Below are 20346 nucleotides of genomic sequence, written 5' to 3'. Positions count from 1 at the left end.
GCTCGCCGGTGAGCCGCTCGTACCGCATGCGCGCGTGAGTGGTGGCGTCATGCCCAGTCTGCCCGACCGGGCAGCACCTCCGTCGTCGTGAATTGCTTCAGCTCGACCGGTCCGTCGTTATCGGCGACGTTCGATCCCTCGGGGCCTTCCCGCAAATCGTATTGGTGGCGCTTCTGCTTGGCTTCGTCCAGGTTGATGCACGTCGACACGAGGGGCGGCATGATGGCCCGCAGGGCGGTGCCAGCGGCGGCCGCCGCCAACTGAACACCCTCCAGTTCGTTGCTGGTCGAGGGGGTGCCCGTACCGGGCGCCGGGGTGGCCGTCGGGCCAGGCAGGCGCGATTCCTCGCGCAAACTCTCCCGGGTGGCCCAGAGCGCCCCGGCCGAACCGACCGCCCCGAAGAGCGCGACATTCGCGACACCGTTCTGCAGCGTCTTGAAGTGATCCGCCAAAGGGCGCAACGTCGGCGAGAGTCTGGCCAGGGTCGGCATCCATTGCGCGTCCTTGATTTCCTTCGCCGATTTCGATCGATTCAGAAAGGCGCCCGTCGCCGCCAGGAAATCCAGCGCCGCATTCACGCAAAGCACGCCGGTACCCACACTCGCTGCCTGGTGCTCGAGCGTCAACGTCTTATTGTTCGATCCGGCATCGAGCGCCTCGCTCATGCGCGCCAGCGCGAAAATCGACGTGCGCGAGCTTGCCATGACGAAGTGCTGAAGCAGCGCCGAAATCCTCGCATGCGTGAGGACCGGCAGGCGGCCGTCCGACGCTCGCATCGGGAACGAACCGGTCGATGCCTCCGAGATGTTCGAAGCGTTCGAGGCGTCAGGAGCGCGCGGTGGCTGCGTGGACAGCGCCATCATGGCCTCATCGAGCATCGCCCGGTCGGCCGTGCCGACGTCGGCCTGGGCGGTCGATGCGTTGCGATGCGTATGGGCAAGGGGGTCGGTAATGGAGAAGACATTCAATCCGGGTTTCATCGTGGGCCTCCTGTTGCACGGTTGCGGAATTGCGAGAGCGTGGAATGGCGTGAGGACGTAGTCGTGCGCCAGGCTGTCGTCAGAGGGTGGCAACGAGCCGCTGCGCGGCTTCCGCCAGCCGGGCGTGCGCGTGCGAAGCCTGGGCGACCTGCAATGCGTCGGTCGCGATTTCGCGCGCGATTTCGTGCTCGCCGCGATGGCGTTCGCTGAGCGCGGCGAAGTAGAGCGGTGTGGGGTCGTTCGCGTCGAGCAGAAAGCCGAAGAGCAGCGGCGCCGGTGCGCGATCATGCATGCCGCGTTGGTACAGGACGTAGCCCAGCGCCTTGAACGTCTCGGCGCGCTCGGGATAGCGCATGCACAGGCGACCGAACGCGTCGGCCGCCCCGGCGAGGTCGTCGACGTCGCGCAGTGCGCAGGCATGCGAGAACTCGGCGGGAAAGCTGTCGGCCGGGGCGTTGGCGCGTGGTGGCGTGGCCGGCGAGGCATCGGGAACGGAATGTGAATTGCGAAGACGAGGCGGCATGTTCGGACTCCTTGGCGTTGTGGGTGATTGCGTGGAGACTGCTGACCGGGCTCAGCGTAGAGCGATGGCCGGACCATGACTTTCGGGATGCGCCAAAACTTCGGTGGTCGCCGTAATCTGCGGAGAATTTGGGCGCGCCGCGTGCTCGGATGGCGGGCGTGCGACGCAAAGACGCCGTTTTGGGGCGCTGCGGAGGAACCCGGGGCGTCGAGCCGCGTCCGTGGACCGTACTGGTGTGTGGGCGCGGGATTGTCCCTTGTCAAGGGCGCGCAAATCGCGCGAACATGTCCCGTTCCCAAAGGAGGACCCCATGAGTACCGACGCGCTGTTCCGGCAAGACGCCTACCTGCGCCAATGCGAGGCGCGCATCACGCATATCGACGAGACAGGCATCATGCTCGATCGCACCGTCTTCTATCCGCTTGGCGGTGGACAGGCGGGCGACGCCGGAGCGTTCGTGCTGGCCGACGGCACGCGTCTCGCCATTGCGGACACCCGCAAATCGAAACGTGAGGGCGCCACGCCCGACGACGCCGTTCACGTCCCCGCCGAAGGACAGGCCGAGGCGCTCGCGCGGCTATCGGTCGGCGACGTCGTGCGTGCGGAGATCGACTGGGAGCGACGCTTTCGTCACATGCGCTTTCACACCGCATCGCACCTGATGTGCGCCGTGCTGCCGCATCCGGTGGACGGATGCAGCATTACCACCGAATACGCACGACTCGATTTCGTGACCAACGAGCCGATCGAGCGCGAGAGCGTCGAAGCCGGGCTAGCAGCGCTGGTGGCGGCAGCGCGTCCCGTGGCGATCGACAGCATCAGCGACGACGAGATGGCCGCGCGGCCGGAACTGGTGCGCACGATGAGCGTGAAGCCGCCGGTCGGGCTCGGACGCGTGCGCCTGGTGCGCATCGAGGGCATCGACCTGCAACCGTGCGGAGGGACGCACGTGGCCAATACCTCGGAGATCGGGGCGCTGCGCGTGGCGAAGATCGAAAAGAAGACGTCGCGAACGCGCCGCGTGGTGTTGGCATTCGCTTGAGTCTGGCATCATGCGTGTCATTCTCCAACGCTTTCCAACGCATCCGATACACGATGGCAACTCCGGCAACCGAGCATTCGCGCGAAGCGCAACCCTGGCAGGCCGTTCTCGATTTCTGGTTCGGCGCGCCCGACGCGGCGGACTTCGGGCTGGCGAGGCCTGAGTGGTTTCGCAAGTCGGATGCGTTCGACAACGAAATCCGGGCGCGCTTTGGCGCGCTGCACGAGCAAGCGCTCGCGGGCGATTTGGACGGTTGGGCGCAGACGCCGCTCGGCGCCTGTGCGCTGATCGTGGTGCTTGATCAATTCTCGCGCAACCTCTATCGGGGGCAGGCGAAGGCATTCGCGGGCGATGCGAAGGCGCTGGCCGTGGCGCGTCGTCTGGTGGCCGAGGGCGACGATCGGCGCCTGCCGAGCGCGCAACATCGCGTGTTCGTCTACCTGCCGTTCGAGCACGACGAGTCTTTGGAGAACCAGCACGCTTCGCTCGCCCTGTATGAGCAGTTGGCCAGGGAGGCGGGGCTCGTTGACAACCTGGATTATGCGCGAAAGCACGCGATCGTCATCGAGCGATTCGGACGCTATCCGCATCGCAACGAGGCATTGGGACGGGTGTCGACGCCGGAGGAACTGGCGTTTCTGAAGGAGCCGGGCTCGTCGTTCTGACGATCCCGCGGACGCCGCTCAGGCGCGAGGGGGAGCGGCCTGGCGGCGCTGCTGATGCCACCGAATGGCAAAAAAGCCGATCGCGTACGCGAGGATGCCGCCGGCGACGGCGCACGTCGTAAGGCCGGTGATCAGGTGCAGCGTGGCCGTACCGAAGTCGAAATGCGCCACTTGCGCCCAGAAGCTCTCGCTCGCCCGTGCCGCCGCGGCAACGCCGGCTTCGACTTCCGCACCCGGCGACCATGACGTCCATTCGAACATCCAGCGACCGAGGCGGTGCGCCCCCAGATAGACGAACGGCGCGGTGAGCGGGTTGGTGATCAATGTCCCCGTCGCCGCGAGGAAGAGGTTGCCGCGCAGTAAGGCGGCTGCGAGCATCGCGACCAGAATCTGACCGAACGGAATCAGAATCCCGAAGAACACCCCGCACGCCAGTCCGACCGCGACGCCGCGCGGCGTGGCATGCCAGAGGCTGCGGCGCAGCAACAGCCCGGCGTGAGGCCGGAGCCAGCGCGAGCGCAGGAGCCGCATCGGGCGAAACATCTTTAATATCATGGACAGGTTGCTCGTCGAGGAAGGATTGACCCAGGCGGGCAGGCGGGCGTGCGCGCGGATCTCCGAGCGCATGAATGTCTGAGTGAGTGCTGTCGCGAGAGTTCAAAAAGCAATGCCGCGCGACGAATTGTCGCGCGGCATCACGAAGCGGAACGCGGGCTCGATGCCCGGGGGGCGCGCTTAGATCTGCGTGCGCTGCCTGGCCCAGCGATCGATCTGCGACGGCTTGAAGTGGCGCATCGTGTCGAGCAATGCCTCGGGCGACGCGGCGATCTGCAACTGATCGAGTTGTGCGCCCTTGAGAAACTGTTCCGTCACCATCGACTTGAGGAACGCCACCAGCGGATCGTAGTACTGCTCGACGTTGAGCAGGCCGATCGGCTTCGCGTGATAGCCGATCTGCAACCACGTGAAGACTTCGAAGAGCTCTTCGCACGTACCGATGCCGCCGGGCATGGCGATGAAGGCGTCCGAGAGATCCGCCATCTTCTGCTTGCGCTGGTGCATGTTCTCGACGACGTGCAATTCCGTCAGCCCGGTGTGGCCGACTTCCTTCTCCATCAGCGCCTTCGGAATGATGCCGACGGCCTGGCCGCCGTGGGCGAGCACCGCATCGGCGATGACGCCCATCAGCCCGACCTTCCCCCCGCCATAGACCAGACGGATGCCGGCTTCGGCCATGCGACGGCCCAGATCGCGCGCCGCTTCGGTGTACGCGGGACGTGCGCCGGTGGCGGCGCCGCAGTAGATACAGATGGATTTGACTTCCGACGACATGCCTTACTTGACTCCCTTGCATGAGGATTCCCGAACCATCTTCTCGTACAGCTCGCGCGAACGACCCCGCAGATACGGCGCCAGTTGCGAGAGGATGTGAGCGCTCGACTGATGCAGTCCCGCGCCGATCTCCTCCGGATCGTTGTACTTGCGCGGGTTCATCACGAATTGATACGACAGCCAGTAGGTGGACATCACCACCATGTTGGTCGTGGCAACGTCGATTTCTTGCTCCGTGGCTTCCATTTCCCGATCGGCGATGAGCAGCTCGCACATCTGCTTCGCGAAGCGTTTCTTGTGGCCGACGATCTCCTTGAAGTGCGTCTCGAGCGTGCGGTTGCGTGCCAGCAGGTCGTTGAGGTCGCGATAGAGAAAGCGATAGCGCCACAGGAATTCGGACATGTACTGCAAATACGTCCAGACTTCATCGATCGTGGGCTTGTGATCCGTCGGCAACTGCAGCCGCAGTTCGATTTCCTGCTCGAACTGGGCAAAGATGCTGTTGATGATGTCGTCTTTGTTGCGGAAGTGATAGTACAGATTGCCGGGACTGATTTTCATTTCCTCGGCAATCGTGGTAGTGGTGACGTTGGGTTCGCCGAGATCGTTGAAGAGTCGAAGCGACACCTCAAGAATTCGTTCGCGGGTTCGGCGTGGCGGCTTTGCTTCCATGTCTGTCGGCCCCGGTTGGCGCAAGCTCGGCGACGGATCTTGTCCGCTTGCGTTTATGTTGACGAGTATCAGGTATACGGCGACCGATTATACCCGGCAGCCGTATGCTGCCAAGCATGGGAAGGCGGGGGGATGGCGATATCAGAAAAGCGCCGTACGCACGAGATCGGCGATGACGGGGCCGGCGAGCGACGCCCAGGTGAGCAGGCAAAGGCCGAGCGCGACCAGCACGGCGGCGCTGCCGAAATCCTTGGCGCGCTTGGACAGTTCGTGCCGCTCCAGCGAAATGCGGTCGATGGCTGCCTCGATGCTCGAATTGACGAGCTCGATGATGAGCACGAGCAGCACGGAGCCGATGAGCAGCACGCGCTCGACGGCCGTGACCGGCAGGAAGATCGCGGCAGGCAGCAGAATGGCGGCGAGCGCCAGTTCCTGACGAAAGGCGCTCTCCTCGAACACGGCAAACTTGAATCCGGACAGGGAGTATTTCAGGGCGCGCCATGCCCGCATGACGCCCCGGTTGCCCTTGTACGGATTCGGTTGTTTGTCGCGCGGCGGCGGGTGATCGATGAACAAGCTTCAGGTTCCTCGCCGCAACGGGCTCTCGAGGTGGATCAGAGTGCAGGCGCGAGCGACGGCTCGGGCTTGCGCGGGTGCAGGTGCGAGGCGAATTCCTCGGACGCGGCCTGCCAGGAGAAGCGCTCGGCCCAGGCCCGGGCGCTCGCCCGCGAGACCTTGAGCGCATCGAGACACGCCTCTCGCAGGTCCTCGCGCAGGGCGCCGCCTTCGCCCTCGGGGCAGCCGTCGAGCACGTCGATGGGACCCGTGACCGGGTAGGCCGCCACCGGCAGGCCGCACGCCATGGCTTCGAGCAGCACGAGACCGAACGTATCGGTGCGGCTCGGAAAGACAAAGACATCGGCCGACGCGTAGACCTTGGCCAGCTCGGGTTGCGAGAGCATGCCGAGGTAGTTCACGTCGGGGTAGCGCGAGCGGAGTTCTGCCAGTTGCGGCCCTTCGCCCGCGACCCACTTGGATCCCGGCAGATCGAGCTTGAGGAAGGCTTCGATGTTCTTCTCCACGGCGACACGCCCCACGTAGAGGAAAATCGGATGTGCCGAATTTAGCACATGTGCGTCCTGCACACGGAAGATGTCGAGGTCGACGCCGCGCGTCCACAGCACGACATTGTCGAACCCGTTCGCTTCGAGATCGCGCTTGACCACCGGCGTGGGGGCCATCACCGCGCGCGACGGCTTGTGGAACCAGCGCAGGAACCGATAGGTGGTGGCCAGCGGCAGGCCGAAGCGCGCCTGCACGTACTCGGGGAAGCGCGTGTGGTAAGCGGTGGTGAACGGGAAGTCATGGCGGATGGCCCACTTGCGCGCGGCCATGCCGAGCGGGCCTTCGGTGGCGATGTGCAGGGCGTCCGGCGCGAACTCCTCGATGCGCCGCGTCACCCGGCCGCCAGCGAAGAACGCGAGACGGATTTCCGGATAGGTCGGGCATGGCATCGTGCGGAATTCCTGCGGCGTGAGCAGCTCGACGCGGTGGCCGGCGGCTTCGAGCTGAGCGCGCGTGTTTTTCAACGTGCGGACCACACCGTTGATCTGCGGATCCCAGGCGTCGGTGACGATCATGATTTTCATCGGGCGCTCCTTCGCGCACTGGGCGCGGTTGGGTGGCACGCGTGCGAATGCTCGCGAAACGGTGCCGGGTGAGGCGCACGTGCGGCGGTTCCAGGCCTCGCGTGCGCGTGGAGTGGCAGGTGGATCTGGTGAGCAACGCGTTTGAAACGGGGTGAGCCAACGCGGAGCCGACCGATTACACGCTGACCGGGGCGGCTTTTACGTTGGCGCGTGCCGTGCGCTTTTGCGTCCAGTAGACAATGCGCAATTCGCCTTCGGTCGTCTCGACCAGCGCCGAGAGGCTCTCGACCCAGTCGCCGTCGTTGCAGTAGAGCAGACCGTCGATGTCGCGGATCTCGGGCTTGTGGATGTGGCCGCAGACCACGCCGTCGCAGCCGCGGCGGCGCGCTTCGTCGGCCATCACATGCTCGAAGGCCGAGATGAAGTTCACGGCGTTCTTCACCTGATGCTTCAGGTATTGCGACAGCGACCAGTAGGGGAAGCCGAAGCGCGTGCGCACGCGGTTGAACCAGCGGTTGAGCAGCAGCGTGAGCGTGTAGAGCGAGTCGCCCAGATAAGCGAGCCATTTGGCGTGCTGGATGACGCCGTCGAACAGATCGCCGTGCGTGATCCACAGCCGCTTGCCGCCGAGCGTGGTGTGGAACGCTTCGTCGCGCACGGCGATGTCGCCGAACGCGAGTCCGCAGAACTGGCGCGCGGCCTCGTCGTGATTGCCAGGGACGTAGATCACCTGCGTGCCCTTGCGCGCACGGCGCAGCATCTTCTGCACGACGTCGTTGTGCGCCTGCGGCCAGTGCCAGCCCTTACGGAGGTGCCAGCCGTCGATGATGTCGCCGACGAGGTACAGGTAGTCCGATTCGTGGTGGCGCAGGAAATCGAGCAGATACTCGGCCTGGCAGCCCTGCGTGCCGAGATGGATGTCGGAGAGCCAGATCGTGCGGTAGCGGGTGATGCCTTCAGGAGGTGGCTCGAGCGGATCGGGGGTGTCTGGCGGCAGGTCGATCGTGGAGGGCGGAGCGGCGGGGGGACTGGCAGGCGGGCTGGCGGGGCGGCCCGGCGGGGCGTCTGCGAAATGTCCGGCGCGAGCGGCAGGCGTGGGGATCGGTAACTCGAAGGTCGGTGTCGTCGTCATAGCGGCTCGCACGTCGCGTTGAACATGCGAGCATTCCGCCACGGCTTCGTGAAGCGCAGATGACAGTCACGTTCGTGTCGCCGAATTGTCTTGCAACGTCGCACGGACGCCACAGCATGCCTCGGGTTGCCACGTCAGGCGCCGCGCCGCAGTCCCTGCGCCACGCGCTCCAGCGTCTCGAGCACCAGCGCGCGGGCGCGTGGATGCGTGCCGAGCGAAACGTGCCCCAGCCGGTCGAGGGCGATGTTGTGTGCACCCGGCAACACAGACGTGCGCGTCGGATACACCACGTTGTCGTGGCAGGTGTAGATGGACGTGATGCGCGCGCGCACGGCGTCCGTTTCGCCATTGGCCAGCGCGATGAGCCATTCGCTGCCGATGCCCATTTGCCGGACGTTGAGCCCAATGCCATGGCGCGCGTGCAGCGTGCCGAAATGCGGCGAGCCGAGCGTGATGGTGTGCGCGACGGGCAGCGTCGGATGTTGGCGCAGGCAGGCTCGCGCGGCGAGTCCGCCCATGCTGTGCCCGACGATCACGACGGGCAGGCGCGTGCGCTCGGCCAGCGCCTGCGATGCGCTCGCGATGCTGGCCGCGTACTCGTCGATGTCGCCGAAGATCGGCTCGAGGTTGATCGCGTCGCAGTGATATCCGGCATCCGCCAGATGACGTGCAAAGCGCAACCAGAACGCACGGTTGCAGCCATAGCCATGGAGCAGCAGGATCGCGACCGGGCGCGCGGGACCGCTGGGCTGGGGCAGTGGGGCGGCGCTGCGCCACGGCTGGTAGAAGTCGAGCAACAGGATCGAGGCCGCGCACTCGTAGGCCCAGACGGCGATGTCGGCGCTTGCGGCTGTGCGCCGCTCCGGCGTCGGATCGGCCTGCGCGGCCATGAGGAAACCTGCCGCCAATCCCATGGCGTGCGACACCGGCAGCCACAGGGTCGTCCACAGGAGGGTGGTCCACGCACTGTGCCAGGCAGACCAGGTCGCAACGGCGACGATGAGCGAGAGGCCCACCTGAATGCCGCCATACACCAGATGGGGACGTGAGGGCCGTAGCCGGCGCGCCACGGCCGGCGGTGGCGCCATCATTTGCCGAGCACGCTCACGAGCCGTGTGCCCGCGAGCCGATCGTGCACGAACTGATGGTCGGGCGCCACGCGCATGGCGAGGGCCCAGAGCGTCATCCAGCCGGCGAGCAGCGACACGCTGCCCCAGCCGGTCAGCCCGAACGCCCAGTCGAGCGCCATCGCCGGCAGCACCCACAACCAGGCGAGGACGTAGCGGAGGACCGCACGCGCGGCACGCACCGGCTGTCCCCGCGCATCCACCAGGCGGATTTTCCAGGTCTTCATGGCGAGCGTCTGGCCGCCATGCGTCCAGAACCAGACGAAATAGGCGCCGAGCACGAGGAACAGCCAGGCCTGCATCGCGTGACGATACATCAGGCCGCTGCGTTGCTGCGTCAGGGTGCTGAAGAGGTAGCCGGCCAGAAACAGCACACCGAAGAGCAGCAGCGACTCGTAGACCATCGAGAGCAGGCGGCGGCGCAGCGTCGGTACCGCGTAGCCGTGGCCTGGTGGCGGGACGGCGCCCGTGGCGCGTGGCGGCGTGGCAGTCTGGGTGGCGGTGTCGGTCATCGGCGGTCGCTCGTCGCAGCGTGATCTGGGATCTTGTGTCGGGTGCCAGGCCCTTTGCCCGGCCGGCAATGCGTCGCCCATTATGCGGAAGAATGCGCCGATGGGCCAGCCGGCAGGGCGCTGCGGCGTCGCGGTGCCGTCGCACCATGCAAGCGGCCGCCCGTAGGCGGCCGTTGCGGTATGGCTTGGACTGAGGCCCGCGGGTAGGCGTCAGTTATGGTGATACAGATCGGAGTTGAAGACGGCGTCGCCATTCTTGTCGGCATTCGCCGCGCTTGCACCGGCGGCGCTTGCACTGGCGGACGACGCGGCGGTGGAGGGCGCCGTGGACGCAGGCGCCGGCAGCGCTGCCACCGGGGCGGATGCCGTCGAAGCCGGCGCCGTGGCGGGCGCAGGCAGTGCGCCGTTCCTGCCGGCTGCCGCGGCGTCCTTGCGATGGACGACGGCGTAGGGGTTCTTCACGCCCGTGCGGCCCGACGGCGGCGCGCTGACAACGTTGGGGCGATTTGCCTGCTTCTTGTCGTCGGCGGCCAGACGGCTCTTCTGCTCTTCGGTGAGCTGCTGGTACTGCTGCCACACCTGCGCCTTGCGCTCGGGCGGCAACGCCCTGGCGTTCTGGTAACTCTCACGCGCCAGCTTGCGCTGCTCGGGCGTCAGACGCACCCAGTCGGCCATGCGGTCATGCAGACGCTTGCGACCCTCGGGCGAGAGCGCATGGAAGCGCTTGGCGATCTCGATCCACTTCTCGCGCTGACGCTCGCCCATGCGATTCCAGTCCTGCGCGAGGGGAGCGAGGGCTTCCTGCTGTGCCGGGGACAGCTTGGCCCAGTATCCGCCGGGCGAAGGCAGCGCCGCGGCGGGCGCCGCGCTACCCGCCTGCGGCGCGCTGGCGGACAGACTGCCCACCGGGGCGTTCGTCGGTGCAGCGCCCGAAGCCGAGGCGCCGATCGTCGGTGGCGCATCGGACACGGGGGCCGGCGTCTGGGCGCGGCGCAGTGCTGCCGTGCCGGCAAGACCGGCCACGATCAGCGCGGCGACCAGGAAGAGTACGTTGCGTCGCGTCACTGGGCGGTTGGGAAGGGTGGAACTACTGGGCACGCTTCAGATAGGCATTGAACCCGTGATCGGCATAGGCCGACAACGGCAGCTCGTCGCTCAATACGGCGGCATCGATGTCCGCCAGATCCTGAATGTGCTGCTGATGTTCCCAGTACGCGATGCCGGCCAGACCGATCACCAGGGCGACGAGCGGCCAGAGCAGGCCCAGGCGGCCCAGCTTGTCGAACGCGCGACGCGGTCCGCCGATGTCCGGCGTGTGCATGGTCCCCACGCCGGCGAGCACCAGTGCCGGTTGCACGACGGCGACCGACTCGGGTTTCTTGCGAGCGAGCGCCTCCTGGCGAGCGGCGGCCAGCCGGGCCGCGATGTTCGGCGACGGCGTGTCGGATGCCTCGTCCAGCGCGAGCCGCACGCGATGTGCGAAGCGAATTTCCCTCGTTTCCAGATCGTGCCTCATAACCTGATCCCTTTTGCCTTCAACGCCTGTGCCAATGCGTGGGTGGCACGCGAGCAGTGCGTCTTGACACTGCCTTCCGAGCAACCCATCGTGGCGGCAGTCTCGGCAACGTCCATGTCTTCCCAGTAACGCATGAGGAAGGCTTCTCGTTGACGTGCCGGCAGCTTCTGTATTTCCGCCTCGATGAGGGAGAGAATTTCGGCACGTGAAACCGAGTCCTCGCTGCTCTCCGTGCGCACTGACCCGTCTTCGCTCAACAAGGTTTCCAGCGGGTCGAAATCGTCGCGATCGTCGTCTCCCGGACCGGCAAGGTTAGAGAACAGCGTGACCCAGGTGTTGCGCACCTTTTGCCGGCGGAAATAGTCGTGAATGGTGTTCTGGAGAATGCGCGTGAACAACAGCGGCAGGTCGGCCGGCGGCTTGTCGCCGTACTTCTCGGCCAGGCGGATCATCGCATCCTGAACGATATCGAGGGCGGCCTCGTCGTCGCGTACGGCATAGACGGCCTGCTTGAAGGCTCGTCGTTCGATGCCTGCGAGAAAATCCGCCAGTTCCTTGTCAGATGCCATCCGGTGGGGTGTACGCAGTATTTTGTTTGCTGCGCCTTTGAAATGCCGTGTAAGCGTAAAGATTACGTAAAGATTGCGTAGTCGGTGCGGATGCTACCAAAAACGCGCTCCGCTGTAACCGCTTTTGCAGACGGCGGTGTCGCATGACGACGGCGATCGAGCCGGCCACATTCCTATGGTGTGAAGATTGTGCACCAGCATGGGGCGGCACGGCGCATGGTGTGGGAAATCCGCGAGGCAACTTCGTCATCATGCTGCAAATGCATAAACCTGCTTGACCATTTTGCTGCAAACCGGTAACGTTGCCAGTTCGCAATATCTGTGATTGTCTCAATATCGGCACGCCTATCCGGTGTGTCCATCATTCAGACGCGCAGCTTGAGCCCGGGCCACAAGTCCGCGGGGAGAGCACCCGATCAAAATTTTTGCCGAAACTTTGAAAGGTCGACGATGAACATGCCAAGCGCGGAATTCTCCGAGGCGGAAGCTGCACGCCACCAAAATACTTCCGAAGACATGATTGGCGCCGAGATCCTCGTGCGCTCGCTTCAGGAAGAAGGGGTCGAACATCTGTGGGGTTATCCCGGCGGTTCGGTCCTCTACATCTACGACGAACTCTACAAGCAGGACAAGATCCAGCACATTCTGGTGCGCCATGAGCAGGCAGCCGTGCATGCGGCCGACGCTTATTCGCGTTCCACCGACAAGGTCGGCGTGTGCCTCGTGACGTCGGGCCCCGGCGTGACCAATGCGGTCACCGGCATTGCCACGGCGTACATGGATTCGATCCCCCTCGTGATCATCACCGGGCAGGTGCCCACGGCCGCCATCGGTCAGGACGCCTTCCAGGAGTGCGATACGGTCGGTATCACCCGTCCGTGCGTCAAGCACAACTTCCTCGTGAAGGACGTGCGCGATCTCGCCGCCACCATCAAGAAGGCCTTCTACATCGCCAAGACGGGCCGTCCGGGTCCGGTGCTGGTCGATATTCCGAAGGACGTGTCCAAGGCGCGCTGCCGCTTCGAATATCCGAAGACGGTGTCGCTGCGCTCGTACAATCCGGTCACCAAGGGCCACTCGGGCCAGATCCGCAAGGCGATGAGCCTGCTGCTCTCGGCCAAGCGTCCCTATATCTATACTGGCGGCGGCATCATCCTGGCCGAGGCGTCGAAGGAACTGAACCAGTTCTGCGATCTGCTCGGCTATCCGGTGACCAACACGCTCATGGGCCTGGGCGGGTATCGCGCGAGCGATCCCAAGTTCCTCGGCATGCTGGGCATGCACGGCACTTACGAAGCCAACATGGCCATGCAGCACTGCGACGTGCTCATCGCCATCGGTGCGCGCTTCGACGACCGCGTGATCGGCAATCCGGAGCACTTTTCCTCCCACGCACGCAAGATCATCCATATCGATATCGATCCGTCGTCGATCTCGAAGCGGGTGAAGGTCGATATCCCGATCGTCGGCGACGTGAAGGAAGTGCTGCGTGAAATGATCGAGAACCTGCAGACGGCCGAACACGGCCCGGACGCCGCGGCGCTGGCCGACTGGTGGAAGCAGATCGAGCAATGGCGCTCGCGCGATTGCCTCGCGTTCGATCGCAAGAGCGAGATCATCAAGCCGCAGCACGTGGTCGAGACGTACTGGAAGCTCACCGACGGCGAAGCGTTCGTGTGCTCGGACGTCGGTCAGCACCAGATGTGGGCCGCTCAATACTATCGCTTCAACAAGCCGCGCCGCTGGATCAACTCCGGCGGTCTGGGCACGATGGGCTTCGGCCTGCCGGCGGCCATGGGCGTGAAGATGGCGCACCCGGATGCGGAAGTCGCCTGTATCACCGGCGAAGGCTCGATCCAGATGTGCATCCAGGAGCTCTCGACGTGCCTGCAGTACCGCACGCCGATCAAGATCCTGTCGCTCAACAACCGCTATCTGGGCATGGTTCGCCAGTGGCAGCAGATCGAGTACAGCAAGCGTTATTCCAGTTCTTACATGGATGCGCTGCCGGACTTCGTGAAGCTGGCCGAGGCTTACGGTCATATTGGCATGCGCATCGAGAAGTCGTCGGACGTCGAGCCGGCACTGCGCGAAGCGTTGGCGCTCAAGGACCGTACGGTATTCGTGGATTTCCAAACGGATCCCACCGAGAACGTCTGGCCGATGGTCCAGGCGGGCAAGGGCATCAGCGAGATGCTGCTCGGTTCGGAAGATCTGTAAGACAAGGCGCGGACGCGCACGAAGCGAAGCCGCAGACGCCGGCAGGCGCTTGCGCTGTCCCTACACCAGGACAATCCGGGATACACCATGAGGCACATTATTTCTGTTTTGCTCGAGAACGAGCCGGGGGCGCTGTCGCGCGTGGTCGGTCTCTTCTCGGCGCGTGGCTACAATATCGAGACCCTCACCGTCGCGCCGACCGAAGATCGGTCGCTCTCGCGCATGACGGTGGTCACGACGGGCTCCGACGACGTCATCGAACAGATCACCAAGCACCTGAACCGTCTTATCGAGGTGGTGAAGGTGGTCGATCTGACCGAAGGGGCGCACATCGAACGTGAGTTGATGCTCATCAAGGTGCGCGCCGTGGGCAAGGAGCGCGAAGAGATGAAGCGGATGTCGGATATTTTCCGCGGCCGCATCATTGATGTTACCGAAAAGACCTACACGATCGAACTCACGGGCAATTCGTCGAAACTCGACGCATTCATCGAAGGACTCGATCGCACGGCGATTCTCGAAACGGTTCGTACCGGCGGGTCGGGGATCGGGCGTGGTGAGCGCATCCTGAAGGTCTGACCGGCAACGGCAACGCGGTAAGCGGATTTCGATCCATTCTGATTTCAGTTATTTTTTGGCATTACGGGACAATTCCAAATGAAAGTTTTCTACGACAAAGACGCAGACCTCTCCCTCATCAAAGGCAAGCAAGTCACGATCATCGGCTATGGCTCGCAAGGCCACGCCCACGCGCTGAACCTCAAGGACAGCGGCGTGAACGTGACGGTCGGTCTGCGCAAGAACGGTGCTTCGTGGAACAAGGCGGTCAACGCCGGCCTGAACACCAAGGAAGTGGCGGAAGCCGTGAAGTCGGCCGACATCGTCATGATGCTGCTGCCCGATGAGCAGATCGCCGACGTGTACAAGAACGAAGTCCACGGCAACATCAAGGAAGGCGCCGCGCTGGCCTTTGCGCACGGCTTCAACGTGCACTATGGCTGCGTGATCCCGCGCGCCGACCTCGACGTCATCATGATCGCCCCGAAGGCCCCGGGTCACACGGTGCGCTCGACGTACTCGCAAGGCGGCGGCGTGCCGCACCTGATCGCCGTGGCGCAGGACAAGTCGGGCGCCGCGCGCGACATCGCCCTGTCGTACGCTGCCGCCAACGGCGGCGGCCGTGCCGGCATCATCGAAACGAACTTCCGTGAGGAAACGGAAACCGACCTGTTCGGCGAGCAAGCCGTGCTGTGCGGCGGTACCGTCGAGCTGATCAAGGCCGGTTTCGAAACGCTGGTCGAAGCCGGTTACGCGCCGGAAATGGCCTACTTCGAGTGCCTGCACGAGCTCAAGCTGATCGTCGACCTGATCTATGAAGGCGGCATCGCCAACATGAACTACTCGATCTCGAACAACGCCGAGTACGGCGAGTACGTCACCGGCCCGCGCGTCGTGACCGAAGAGACGAAGAAGGCGATGAAGCAGTGCCTGACCGACATCCAGACGGGCGAGTACGCCAAGTCGTTCATTCTGGAGAACAAGGCCGGCGCCCCGACCCTGATCTCGCGCCGTCGTATCACGGCCGAGCACCAGATCGAGCAAGTGGGCGGCAAGCTGCGCGCGATGATGCCGTGGATCGCCAAGAACAAGCTGGTCGACCAGTCGAAGAACTAAGTACGACGCGCCGCGCGGTGCGCTCGTCCGGAAGCAGGTTCGGACGGTGGGCGCCGGCGGCGGACGGTGCGCCGGCAGTGCATGGGATTGCCTTGCCGGCGTGATCGTCGCCTTGGGCCGTCCGTTTTGCCGTAGCGGTTGCTGTGGCGAGGCGGACGGCTCTTTTCGTTTGTGTGCCGCTTGTGTCCCGATTGCATCCCGCGCCGGGTGCCGAGCGCGTTTGCGCACGGCGACGCGCCCATGTCGATGGGGGAAAAAGTGTCGCCGCGGCGCGCGCATTGCTACAATGCCGCCACGCCATGGTTTGGCCCAACGCAGGCCGACCCGCTCACTCAACCGTTTTACCAAGGACGCGAGTTCAATCGCATGAATTATCCTCACCCGATCATTGCCCGCGAGGGCTGGCCCTTCCTGGGCATCGCCGTCGCCGTCGCGCTCGTCGTGCATTTCATGGCCGGCGTGTTTTGGGCCGCGCCGTTCTGGGTGATCGCCCTGTTCGTACTCCAGTTCTTCCGCGATCCTCCGCGCCAGGTGCCACAACAGCCGGGCGCCGTGCTCTCGCCGGCCGATGGTCGCATCGTCGCGATCGAGACCACGCAGGACCCCTACGCTGGCCGCGAAGCGCTCAAGATCAGCGTGTTCATGAACGTGTTCAACGTTCATTCGAACCGTGCGCCGGTTGACGGCACCGTGACCAAGGTGGAATATTTCCCGGGACGTTTTTTCAACGCCGATCTCGACAAGGCGTCGCTGGAGAACGAGCGCAACGCGCTGGTGATCGACGTAGGCGGTCAGATCGTCACGAGCGTGCAGGTCGCGGGCCTCATCGCACGCCGCATCCTGTGCTACGTGAAGGCCGGCGACAGGCTCACGCGCGGTCAGCGCTACGGTTTCATTCGCTTCGGCTCGCGTGTCGACGTGTACCTGCCGCTGGGTTCGCGCCCGCGCGTGGCGATCGGCGACAAGGTCTCGGCGACCTCGACGATTCTCGCCGAACTGTAAGCCACTCGCATCGTAGAACGATGGCCACTCGGGCGGCGCTGCGACGCCACGTCGCACACCGCCGCCCGAACGGTCTGCAACTGCTTTCGCTTCTCGCGTTCCAAGCGGTGATCCGTCGCGGGCTTGCCCGTAGTCTCAGCATCGTCAAGGAGGTACAGATGCCGGAAAACCATCGCGGCCGTTTGCGCAACAACGTCAGGCATCTCTCGCCGTTCGGCCGTCACAAGCCATCATCCACTGAGCCATCGATGAACGAAGACCACGACCCGGGTGTGGAGGACGATCTGCCGGTGCGTCCGCGCAATCGAGGTATTTACCTGCTGCCGAACGCGTTCACGACGGCGGCGCTTTTTTGCGGCTTCTTCGCGATCGTGCAGGCCATGAACGATCGCTTCGAGCAGGCCGCCATTGCCATCTTCTTCGCGATGGTGCTCGACGGCATGGATGGGCGCGTGGCCCGCATGACCAATACGCAGAGCGCTTTCGGCGAGCAATACGATTCGCTCTCGGACATGACCTCGTTCGGCGTGGCGCCCGCGCTGGTGATGTACGAGTGGATTCTCCACGAGATCGGCAAATGGGGCTGGCTCGCCGCCTTCGTGTATGTGGCCGGCGCGGCGCTGCGTCTGGCGCGGTTCAACACGAACATCGGCGTGGTCGACAAGCGCTTCTTCCAGGGGCTGGCGAGTCCCGCGGCGGCCGCGCTCGTCGCGGGCTTCGTGTGGATCACCATCGACAACAAGCTGCCGGTCAACGTGTTCTGGATGCCGTGGGTGGCATTCGGCCTGACCATCTACGCGGGCATGTCGATGGTGTCGAACGCGCCGTTCTACAGCGGCAAGGCGCTCGACGTGCGCCAGCGCGTGTCGTTCGGCGTGGTGCTGCTGTTCATGGTCGGCTTCATTCTGGTGTCGTCCGACCCCCCGCTGGTGCTCTTCGGCCTGTTCTGCCTGTACAGCATCTCCGGATACGTACTGTGGGCGTTCCGTTTCCTGAAGGGCCGCCGGCAGCGCATCTTCGGCGAAGTCGACGAGTAACGCCGTATGACAAGGGGCGCGTCGACGCGCCTCCTGCCGTATTCGACGTTGCGCATCGGCAGGTCGGGATCGTGTGGGACTGTTCGCTGCGTCGTCATCATCTTGAGGTAGGCTTGGTGACGGCAAGCTCGGAAGTAACCCCCCGTTGGCCCGGACAGGTCGTGACAGATTGGCCGGATCCGAGCTGTTTCCGTTGTTCGACGTGACGAAGGAGAAATCATGGGCATTCTGGATTTCGTGAAAGAAGCTGGCGAAGCGTTGTTGGGCAAGGCGCAGGCTGCCGAAGCGCCGGCACCCGGGCCTGATGCGGATGAGGCCAACCGTGTTGCCGCTGAGGCCATTCAGAACTACATCTCGACGCAGAATCTGGACGCAACCGGTCTGACCGTCACCTTCGATGGCGCCACACGCACCGTCACGGTGTTCGGCGTGGCGCCGGATCAGGCGACCAAGGAAAAGATCCTGCTGTGCTGCGGTAATGTGAAGGGCGTGGCGGCGGTCGACGACAAGATGTCGGTGTCGACGGCTTCCGCCGAGGCGACGTATCACACCGTCCAGTCGGGCGATACGCTTTCGGCCATCTCGAAGGCCGTCTACGGCGATGCGAACAAGTACAACGCCATCTTCGAGGCCAACAAGCCGATGCTCACCAGCCCCGACCGGATCTACCCGGGACAGGTGCTGCGCATTCCGCCGCTCTGATCCCCCGCTTTGTCGCTTTCGATCGCTTTCCATCGATTTCCGACCCGCAGCCCGGCCACCGCGCCGGGCTGTTTCGTTTGGGGGTGACGTCGTGCCGCCGATGGCGTCGTGCGCCCGTCGGGACAAGGCTTGCAGGGCCGGCGCGCGTTGCGAAATCACCGGTTTCCGACTATATTGGCGCTCATGATTTCTGGCGCCATCCCGGCTTCGGGCCGTCCTCTCGCACCGCCAACGCTAGGCCATTTCCCCGCTCGCGGGACGGCCATGCCTGCGCGCGTCGCGCGCTGATTCCCCCTCCCGGCAGTTGCCCGCCTTGCTCGACGCTCACACGCCGGCCCCGGTCGGTGCGCAGTGAATGCGCCGTGCGACGACATCAAGAACAAACCGAACGCTACGAGACCCCCACAGGAGAAAGACATGGCTGACAAGCTGATCATTTTCGATACGACCCTGCGCGACGGTGAGCAGTCGCCGGGCGCGTCGATGACGCGCGAGGAGAAGATCCGCATCGCCCGCCAACTGGAGCGTCTGCGTGTGGACGTCATCGAAGCCGGCTTCGCCGCCAGTTCCAACGGCGACTTCGAAGCCATCAAGGCGATCGCGGGTATCGTCAAGGACAGCACCGTGTGCTCGCTCGCCCGCGCCAACGATCGCGACATCGCGCGTGCGGCCGAGGCGCTCAAGGGCGCGAACTCCTCGCGTATCCATACCTTCATCGCCACGTCGCCGCTGCACATGGAGAAGAAGCTGCGCATGAGCCCGGACCAGGTGTTCGAGCAGGCGAAGCTCGCCGTGCGCTACGCGCGTCAGTTCACCGACAACATCGAGTTCTCCCCCGAAGACGGCAGCCGCTCGGATCTGGACTTCCTGTGCCGCGTGCTCGAAGCCGTGATCAACGAAGGCGCGACGACCATCAACGTGGCCGATACCGTCGGCTACGGCGTGCCGGAACTCTACGGTCAGCTCGTGCGCACGCTGCGCGAGCGTGTGCCCAATTCGGACAAGGCCGTCTGGTCGGTGCACTGCCACAACGACCTCGGCATGGCCGTGGCGAACTCGCTCGCGGGCGTGCAACTGGGCGGCGCGCGTCAGATCGAGTGCACGATCAACGGTCTGGGCGAGCGCGCGGGCAATACGTCGCTCGAAGAAGTCGTGATGGCGCTCAAGACCCGCAAGGATTACTTCGGCCTGGATCTGGGCATTGACACGACGCAGATCGTGCCGGCCTCGAAGCTCGTCTCGCAGATCACCGGTTTCAACGTCCAGCCGAACAAGGCGGTCGTGGGCGCCAACGCGTTTGCTCACGCGTCGGGCATCCATCAGGACGGCGTGCTCAAGGCGCGCGACACCTACGAAATCATGCGCGCGGAAGACGTGGGCTGGACCGCCAACAAGATCGTGCTGGGCAAGCTCTCGGGCCGTAACGCGTTCAAGCAGCGCCTGCAGGAACTGGGCATCGAGATGGAGTCGGAGCAGGACGTGAATGCCGCGTTCACCCGCTTCAAGGAGCTGGCGGACCAGAAGGCCGAGATCTTCGACGAAGACATTCTCGCCATCGTCTCGAACGAGGCGCAGGCCGAAGGCGGCGAGCACTTCTATCTGGTGTCGATGGCGCAGCATTCCGAGACGGGCGAGCGTCCGAGCGCGCGTGTCGTCTTTACGGCCGAGGGCAAGGAACTGGTCGGTGAGGCGGAAGGCAACGGCCCTGTCGACGCGGTGCTCAACGCCATCGAGTCGCAGGTGCAAAGCGGTGCGGAGCAACTGCTGTACTCGGTCAACGCGATCACCACCGGTACGCAATCGCAGGGCGAAGTGACGGTGCGTCTGTCGAAGGCCGGCCGGATCGTCAACGGCGTGGGCACCGATCCGGATATCGTGGCCGCGTCGGCCAAGGCGTATCTGTCGGCGCTCAACAAGCTGTATTCGAAGGCCGAAAAGCTCAACCCGCAACTCACGCCGTAAGCCTCGTGCTCGTGCGGCGGATCGATCGAC

At 64.5% G+C, this 20346-nt stretch carries 20 protein-coding genes and 2 pseudogenes; 9 read left to right on the top strand and 13 right to left on the bottom strand.

Annotation, left to right across the window (positions count from 1 at the left end; all coding sequences use genetic code 11):
- Positions 1-47 precede the first annotated feature (47 nt).
- Together RO07_RS15435 and RO07_RS15430 are read right to left on the bottom strand one after the other, a co-directional pair.
- The gene (locus RO07_RS15435; RefSeq protein WP_115089104.1) at positions 48-980 is read right to left on the bottom strand and encodes a hypothetical protein; all 933 of its coding nucleotides are present in this window, start codon (positions 978-980) and stop codon (positions 48-50) included.
- A gap of 79 nt (positions 981-1059) precedes the next feature.
- The gene (locus RO07_RS15430) at positions 1060-1503 is read right to left on the bottom strand and encodes a tetratricopeptide repeat protein (protein WP_039412006.1); all 444 of its coding nucleotides are present in this window, start codon (positions 1501-1503) and stop codon (positions 1060-1062) included.
- Positions 1504-1813: 310 nt separating this feature from the next.
- Here RO07_RS15430 and RO07_RS15425 point away from each other — a divergent pair, with 310 nt between their 5' ends.
- Positions 1814-2545 (top strand): alanyl-tRNA editing protein, encoded by a 732-nt coding sequence (locus tag RO07_RS15425; RefSeq protein WP_039412003.1) that lies wholly within the window; start codon positions 1814-1816, stop codon positions 2543-2545.
- Between the two features lie 53 nt (positions 2546-2598).
- Complete coding sequence (locus RO07_RS15420; RefSeq protein WP_039412000.1) at positions 2599-3210, top strand: DUF924 family protein; 612 nt, start codon at positions 2599-2601, stop codon at positions 3208-3210.
- Between the two features lie 18 nt (positions 3211-3228).
- Here RO07_RS15420 and RO07_RS15415 read toward each other — a convergent pair whose 3' ends face one another.
- From RO07_RS15415 to RO07_RS15365, 11 genes and pseudogenes are all read right to left on the bottom strand, one after another.
- Positions 3229-3753, bottom strand: a complete 525-nt coding sequence (locus RO07_RS15415) for a DUF2062 domain-containing protein (RefSeq protein WP_160118115.1) — start codon at positions 3751-3753, stop codon at positions 3229-3231.
- 192 nt (positions 3754-3945) lie between these two features.
- On the bottom strand, positions 3946-4542 hold the full coding sequence (locus RO07_RS15410; RefSeq protein WP_039411997.1) for an LOG family protein: 597 nt from the start codon (positions 4540-4542) through the stop codon (positions 3946-3948).
- Positions 4543-4545: 3 nt separating this feature from the next.
- Positions 4546-5214: a TetR/AcrR family transcriptional regulator gene (locus tag RO07_RS15405; RefSeq protein WP_039411995.1), complete on the bottom strand. Its 669-nt coding sequence runs from the start codon at positions 5212-5214 to the stop codon at positions 4546-4548.
- A 141-nt stretch (positions 5215-5355) separates the two neighbouring features.
- Positions 5356-5751 (bottom strand): annotated as a pseudogene (locus RO07_RS15400) (diacylglycerol kinase); the annotation flags it as partial.
- 77 nt (positions 5752-5828) lie between these two features.
- A complete protein-coding gene (locus tag RO07_RS15395) occupies positions 5829-6863 on the bottom strand; it encodes a glycosyltransferase family 4 protein (protein WP_039411993.1) in 1035 nt (344 codons plus the stop codon).
- A 175-nt stretch (positions 6864-7038) separates the two neighbouring features.
- Positions 7039-7812 (bottom strand): annotated as a pseudogene (locus RO07_RS15390) (UDP-2,3-diacylglucosamine diphosphatase); the annotation flags it as partial.
- A 317-nt stretch (positions 7813-8129) separates the two neighbouring features.
- Complete coding sequence (locus RO07_RS15385; RefSeq protein ID WP_115089106.1) at positions 8130-9086, bottom strand: alpha/beta fold hydrolase; 957 nt, start codon at positions 9084-9086, stop codon at positions 8130-8132.
- Complete coding sequence (locus RO07_RS15380) at positions 9083-9634, bottom strand: RDD family protein (protein ID WP_039411987.1); 552 nt, start codon at positions 9632-9634, stop codon at positions 9083-9085. Before RO07_RS15380 ends, RO07_RS15385 begins: the two co-directional genes overlap by 4 nt.
- Positions 9635-9844: 210 nt before the next feature.
- Complete coding sequence (locus RO07_RS15375) at positions 9845-10699, bottom strand: DUF3106 domain-containing protein (RefSeq protein WP_052267352.1); 855 nt, start codon at positions 10697-10699, stop codon at positions 9845-9847.
- Positions 10700-10721: 22 nt separating this feature from the next.
- The gene (locus tag RO07_RS15370; protein WP_039411985.1) at positions 10722-11150 is read right to left on the bottom strand and encodes a DUF3619 family protein; all 429 of its coding nucleotides are present in this window, start codon (positions 11148-11150) and stop codon (positions 10722-10724) included.
- Positions 11147-11719, bottom strand: coding sequence for an RNA polymerase sigma factor (locus RO07_RS15365; RefSeq protein WP_039411982.1), 573 nt, complete (start codon positions 11717-11719; stop codon positions 11147-11149). Before RO07_RS15365 ends, RO07_RS15370 begins: the two co-directional genes overlap by 4 nt.
- Before the next feature lie 450 nt (positions 11720-12169).
- On the opposite strand from RO07_RS15365, the gene RO07_RS15360 reads away from it, so the two are divergent.
- The 7 genes from RO07_RS15360 (at position 12170) to RO07_RS15330 (ending at position 20316) form a co-directional block, all read left to right on the top strand.
- The gene (locus tag RO07_RS15360; RefSeq protein ID WP_039411979.1) at positions 12170-13939 is read left to right on the top strand and encodes an acetolactate synthase 3 catalytic subunit; all 1770 of its coding nucleotides are present in this window, start codon (positions 12170-12172) and stop codon (positions 13937-13939) included.
- An 87-nt stretch (positions 13940-14026) separates the two neighbouring features.
- A complete protein-coding gene (ilvN, locus tag RO07_RS15355) occupies positions 14027-14518 on the top strand; it encodes an acetolactate synthase small subunit (protein ID WP_023595471.1) in 492 nt (163 codons plus the stop codon).
- A 78-nt stretch (positions 14519-14596) separates the two neighbouring features.
- Positions 14597-15613 carry a ketol-acid reductoisomerase gene (ilvC, locus tag RO07_RS15350; protein ID WP_039411975.1) on the top strand — a complete coding sequence of 339 codons (1017 nt, stop codon included), beginning with the start codon at positions 14597-14599 and terminating at the stop codon, positions 15611-15613.
- A gap of 366 nt (positions 15614-15979) precedes the next feature.
- Complete coding sequence (locus tag RO07_RS15345; RefSeq protein ID WP_039415678.1) at positions 15980-16615, top strand: phosphatidylserine decarboxylase; 636 nt, start codon at positions 15980-15982, stop codon at positions 16613-16615.
- 158 nt (positions 16616-16773) lie between these two features.
- Entirely contained in the window at positions 16774-17652 is an 879-nt protein-coding gene (pssA, locus tag RO07_RS15340) for a CDP-diacylglycerol--serine O-phosphatidyltransferase (protein ID WP_039415671.1), read from the top strand.
- 219 nt (positions 17653-17871) lie between these two features.
- Positions 17872-18354 (top strand): peptidoglycan-binding protein LysM, encoded by a 483-nt coding sequence (gene lysM / locus RO07_RS15335; protein WP_039411972.1) that lies wholly within the window; start codon positions 17872-17874, stop codon positions 18352-18354.
- Positions 18355-18771: 417 nt separating this feature from the next.
- Positions 18772-20316 (top strand): 2-isopropylmalate synthase, encoded by a 1545-nt coding sequence (locus tag RO07_RS15330; RefSeq protein WP_039411970.1) that lies wholly within the window; start codon positions 18772-18774, stop codon positions 20314-20316.
- Positions 20317-20346: the final 30 nt, after the last annotated feature.

The organism is Pandoraea pulmonicola (assembly GCF_000815105.2).
GTDB classification, from domain to species: domain Bacteria; phylum Pseudomonadota; class Gammaproteobacteria; order Burkholderiales; family Burkholderiaceae; genus Pandoraea; species Pandoraea pulmonicola.
The sequence above is the reverse complement of the archived record's forward strand: the minus strand, read 5'-3'. Positions and strand labels throughout refer to the sequence as shown.

Excerpts from the sequence above, each read along its gene's own strand:
- RO07_RS15435 (WP_115089104.1), bottom strand. The coding sequence starts at position 980 with ATGAAACCCGGATTGAATGTCTTCTCCATTACCGACCCCCTTGCCCAT.
- RO07_RS15430 (WP_039412006.1), bottom strand. The coding sequence starts at position 1,503 with ATGCCGCCTCGTCTTCGCAATTCACATTCCGTTCCCGATGCCTCGCCG.
- RO07_RS15425 (WP_039412003.1), top strand. The coding sequence starts at position 1,814 with ATGAGTACCGACGCGCTGTTCCGGCAAGACGCCTACCTGCGCCAATGC.
- RO07_RS15420 (WP_039412000.1), top strand. The coding sequence starts at position 2,599 with ATGGCAACTCCGGCAACCGAGCATTCGCGCGAAGCGCAACCCTGGCAG.
- RO07_RS15415 (WP_160118115.1), bottom strand. The coding sequence starts at position 3,753 with ATGTTTCGCCCGATGCGGCTCCTGCGCTCGCGCTGGCTCCGGCCTCAC.
- RO07_RS15410 (WP_039411997.1), bottom strand. The coding sequence starts at position 4,542 with ATGTCGTCGGAAGTCAAATCCATCTGTATCTACTGCGGCGCCGCCACC.
- RO07_RS15405 (WP_039411995.1), bottom strand. The coding sequence starts at position 5,214 with ATGGAAGCAAAGCCGCCACGCCGAACCCGCGAACGAATTCTTGAGGTG.
- RO07_RS15395 (WP_039411993.1), bottom strand. The coding sequence starts at position 6,863 with ATGAAAATCATGATCGTCACCGACGCCTGGGATCCGCAGATCAACGGT.
- RO07_RS15385 (WP_115089106.1), bottom strand. The coding sequence starts at position 9,086 with ATGATGGCGCCACCGCCGGCCGTGGCGCGCCGGCTACGGCCCTCACGT.
- RO07_RS15380 (WP_039411987.1), bottom strand. The coding sequence starts at position 9,634 with ATGACCGACACCGCCACCCAGACTGCCACGCCGCCACGCGCCACGGGC.
- RO07_RS15370 (WP_039411985.1), bottom strand. The coding sequence starts at position 11,150 with ATGAGGCACGATCTGGAAACGAGGGAAATTCGCTTCGCACATCGCGTG.
- RO07_RS15365 (WP_039411982.1), bottom strand. The coding sequence starts at position 11,719 with ATGGCATCTGACAAGGAACTGGCGGATTTTCTCGCAGGCATCGAACGA.
- RO07_RS15360 (WP_039411979.1), top strand. The coding sequence starts at position 12,170 with ATGAACATGCCAAGCGCGGAATTCTCCGAGGCGGAAGCTGCACGCCAC.
- ilvN (WP_023595471.1), top strand. The coding sequence starts at position 14,027 with ATGAGGCACATTATTTCTGTTTTGCTCGAGAACGAGCCGGGGGCGCTG.
- ilvC (WP_039411975.1), top strand. The coding sequence starts at position 14,597 with ATGAAAGTTTTCTACGACAAAGACGCAGACCTCTCCCTCATCAAAGGC.
- RO07_RS15345 (WP_039415678.1), top strand. The coding sequence starts at position 15,980 with ATGAATTATCCTCACCCGATCATTGCCCGCGAGGGCTGGCCCTTCCTG.
- pssA (WP_039415671.1), top strand. The coding sequence starts at position 16,774 with ATGCCGGAAAACCATCGCGGCCGTTTGCGCAACAACGTCAGGCATCTC.
- lysM (WP_039411972.1), top strand. The coding sequence starts at position 17,872 with ATGGGCATTCTGGATTTCGTGAAAGAAGCTGGCGAAGCGTTGTTGGGC.
- RO07_RS15330 (WP_039411970.1), top strand. The coding sequence starts at position 18,772 with ATGGCTGACAAGCTGATCATTTTCGATACGACCCTGCGCGACGGTGAG.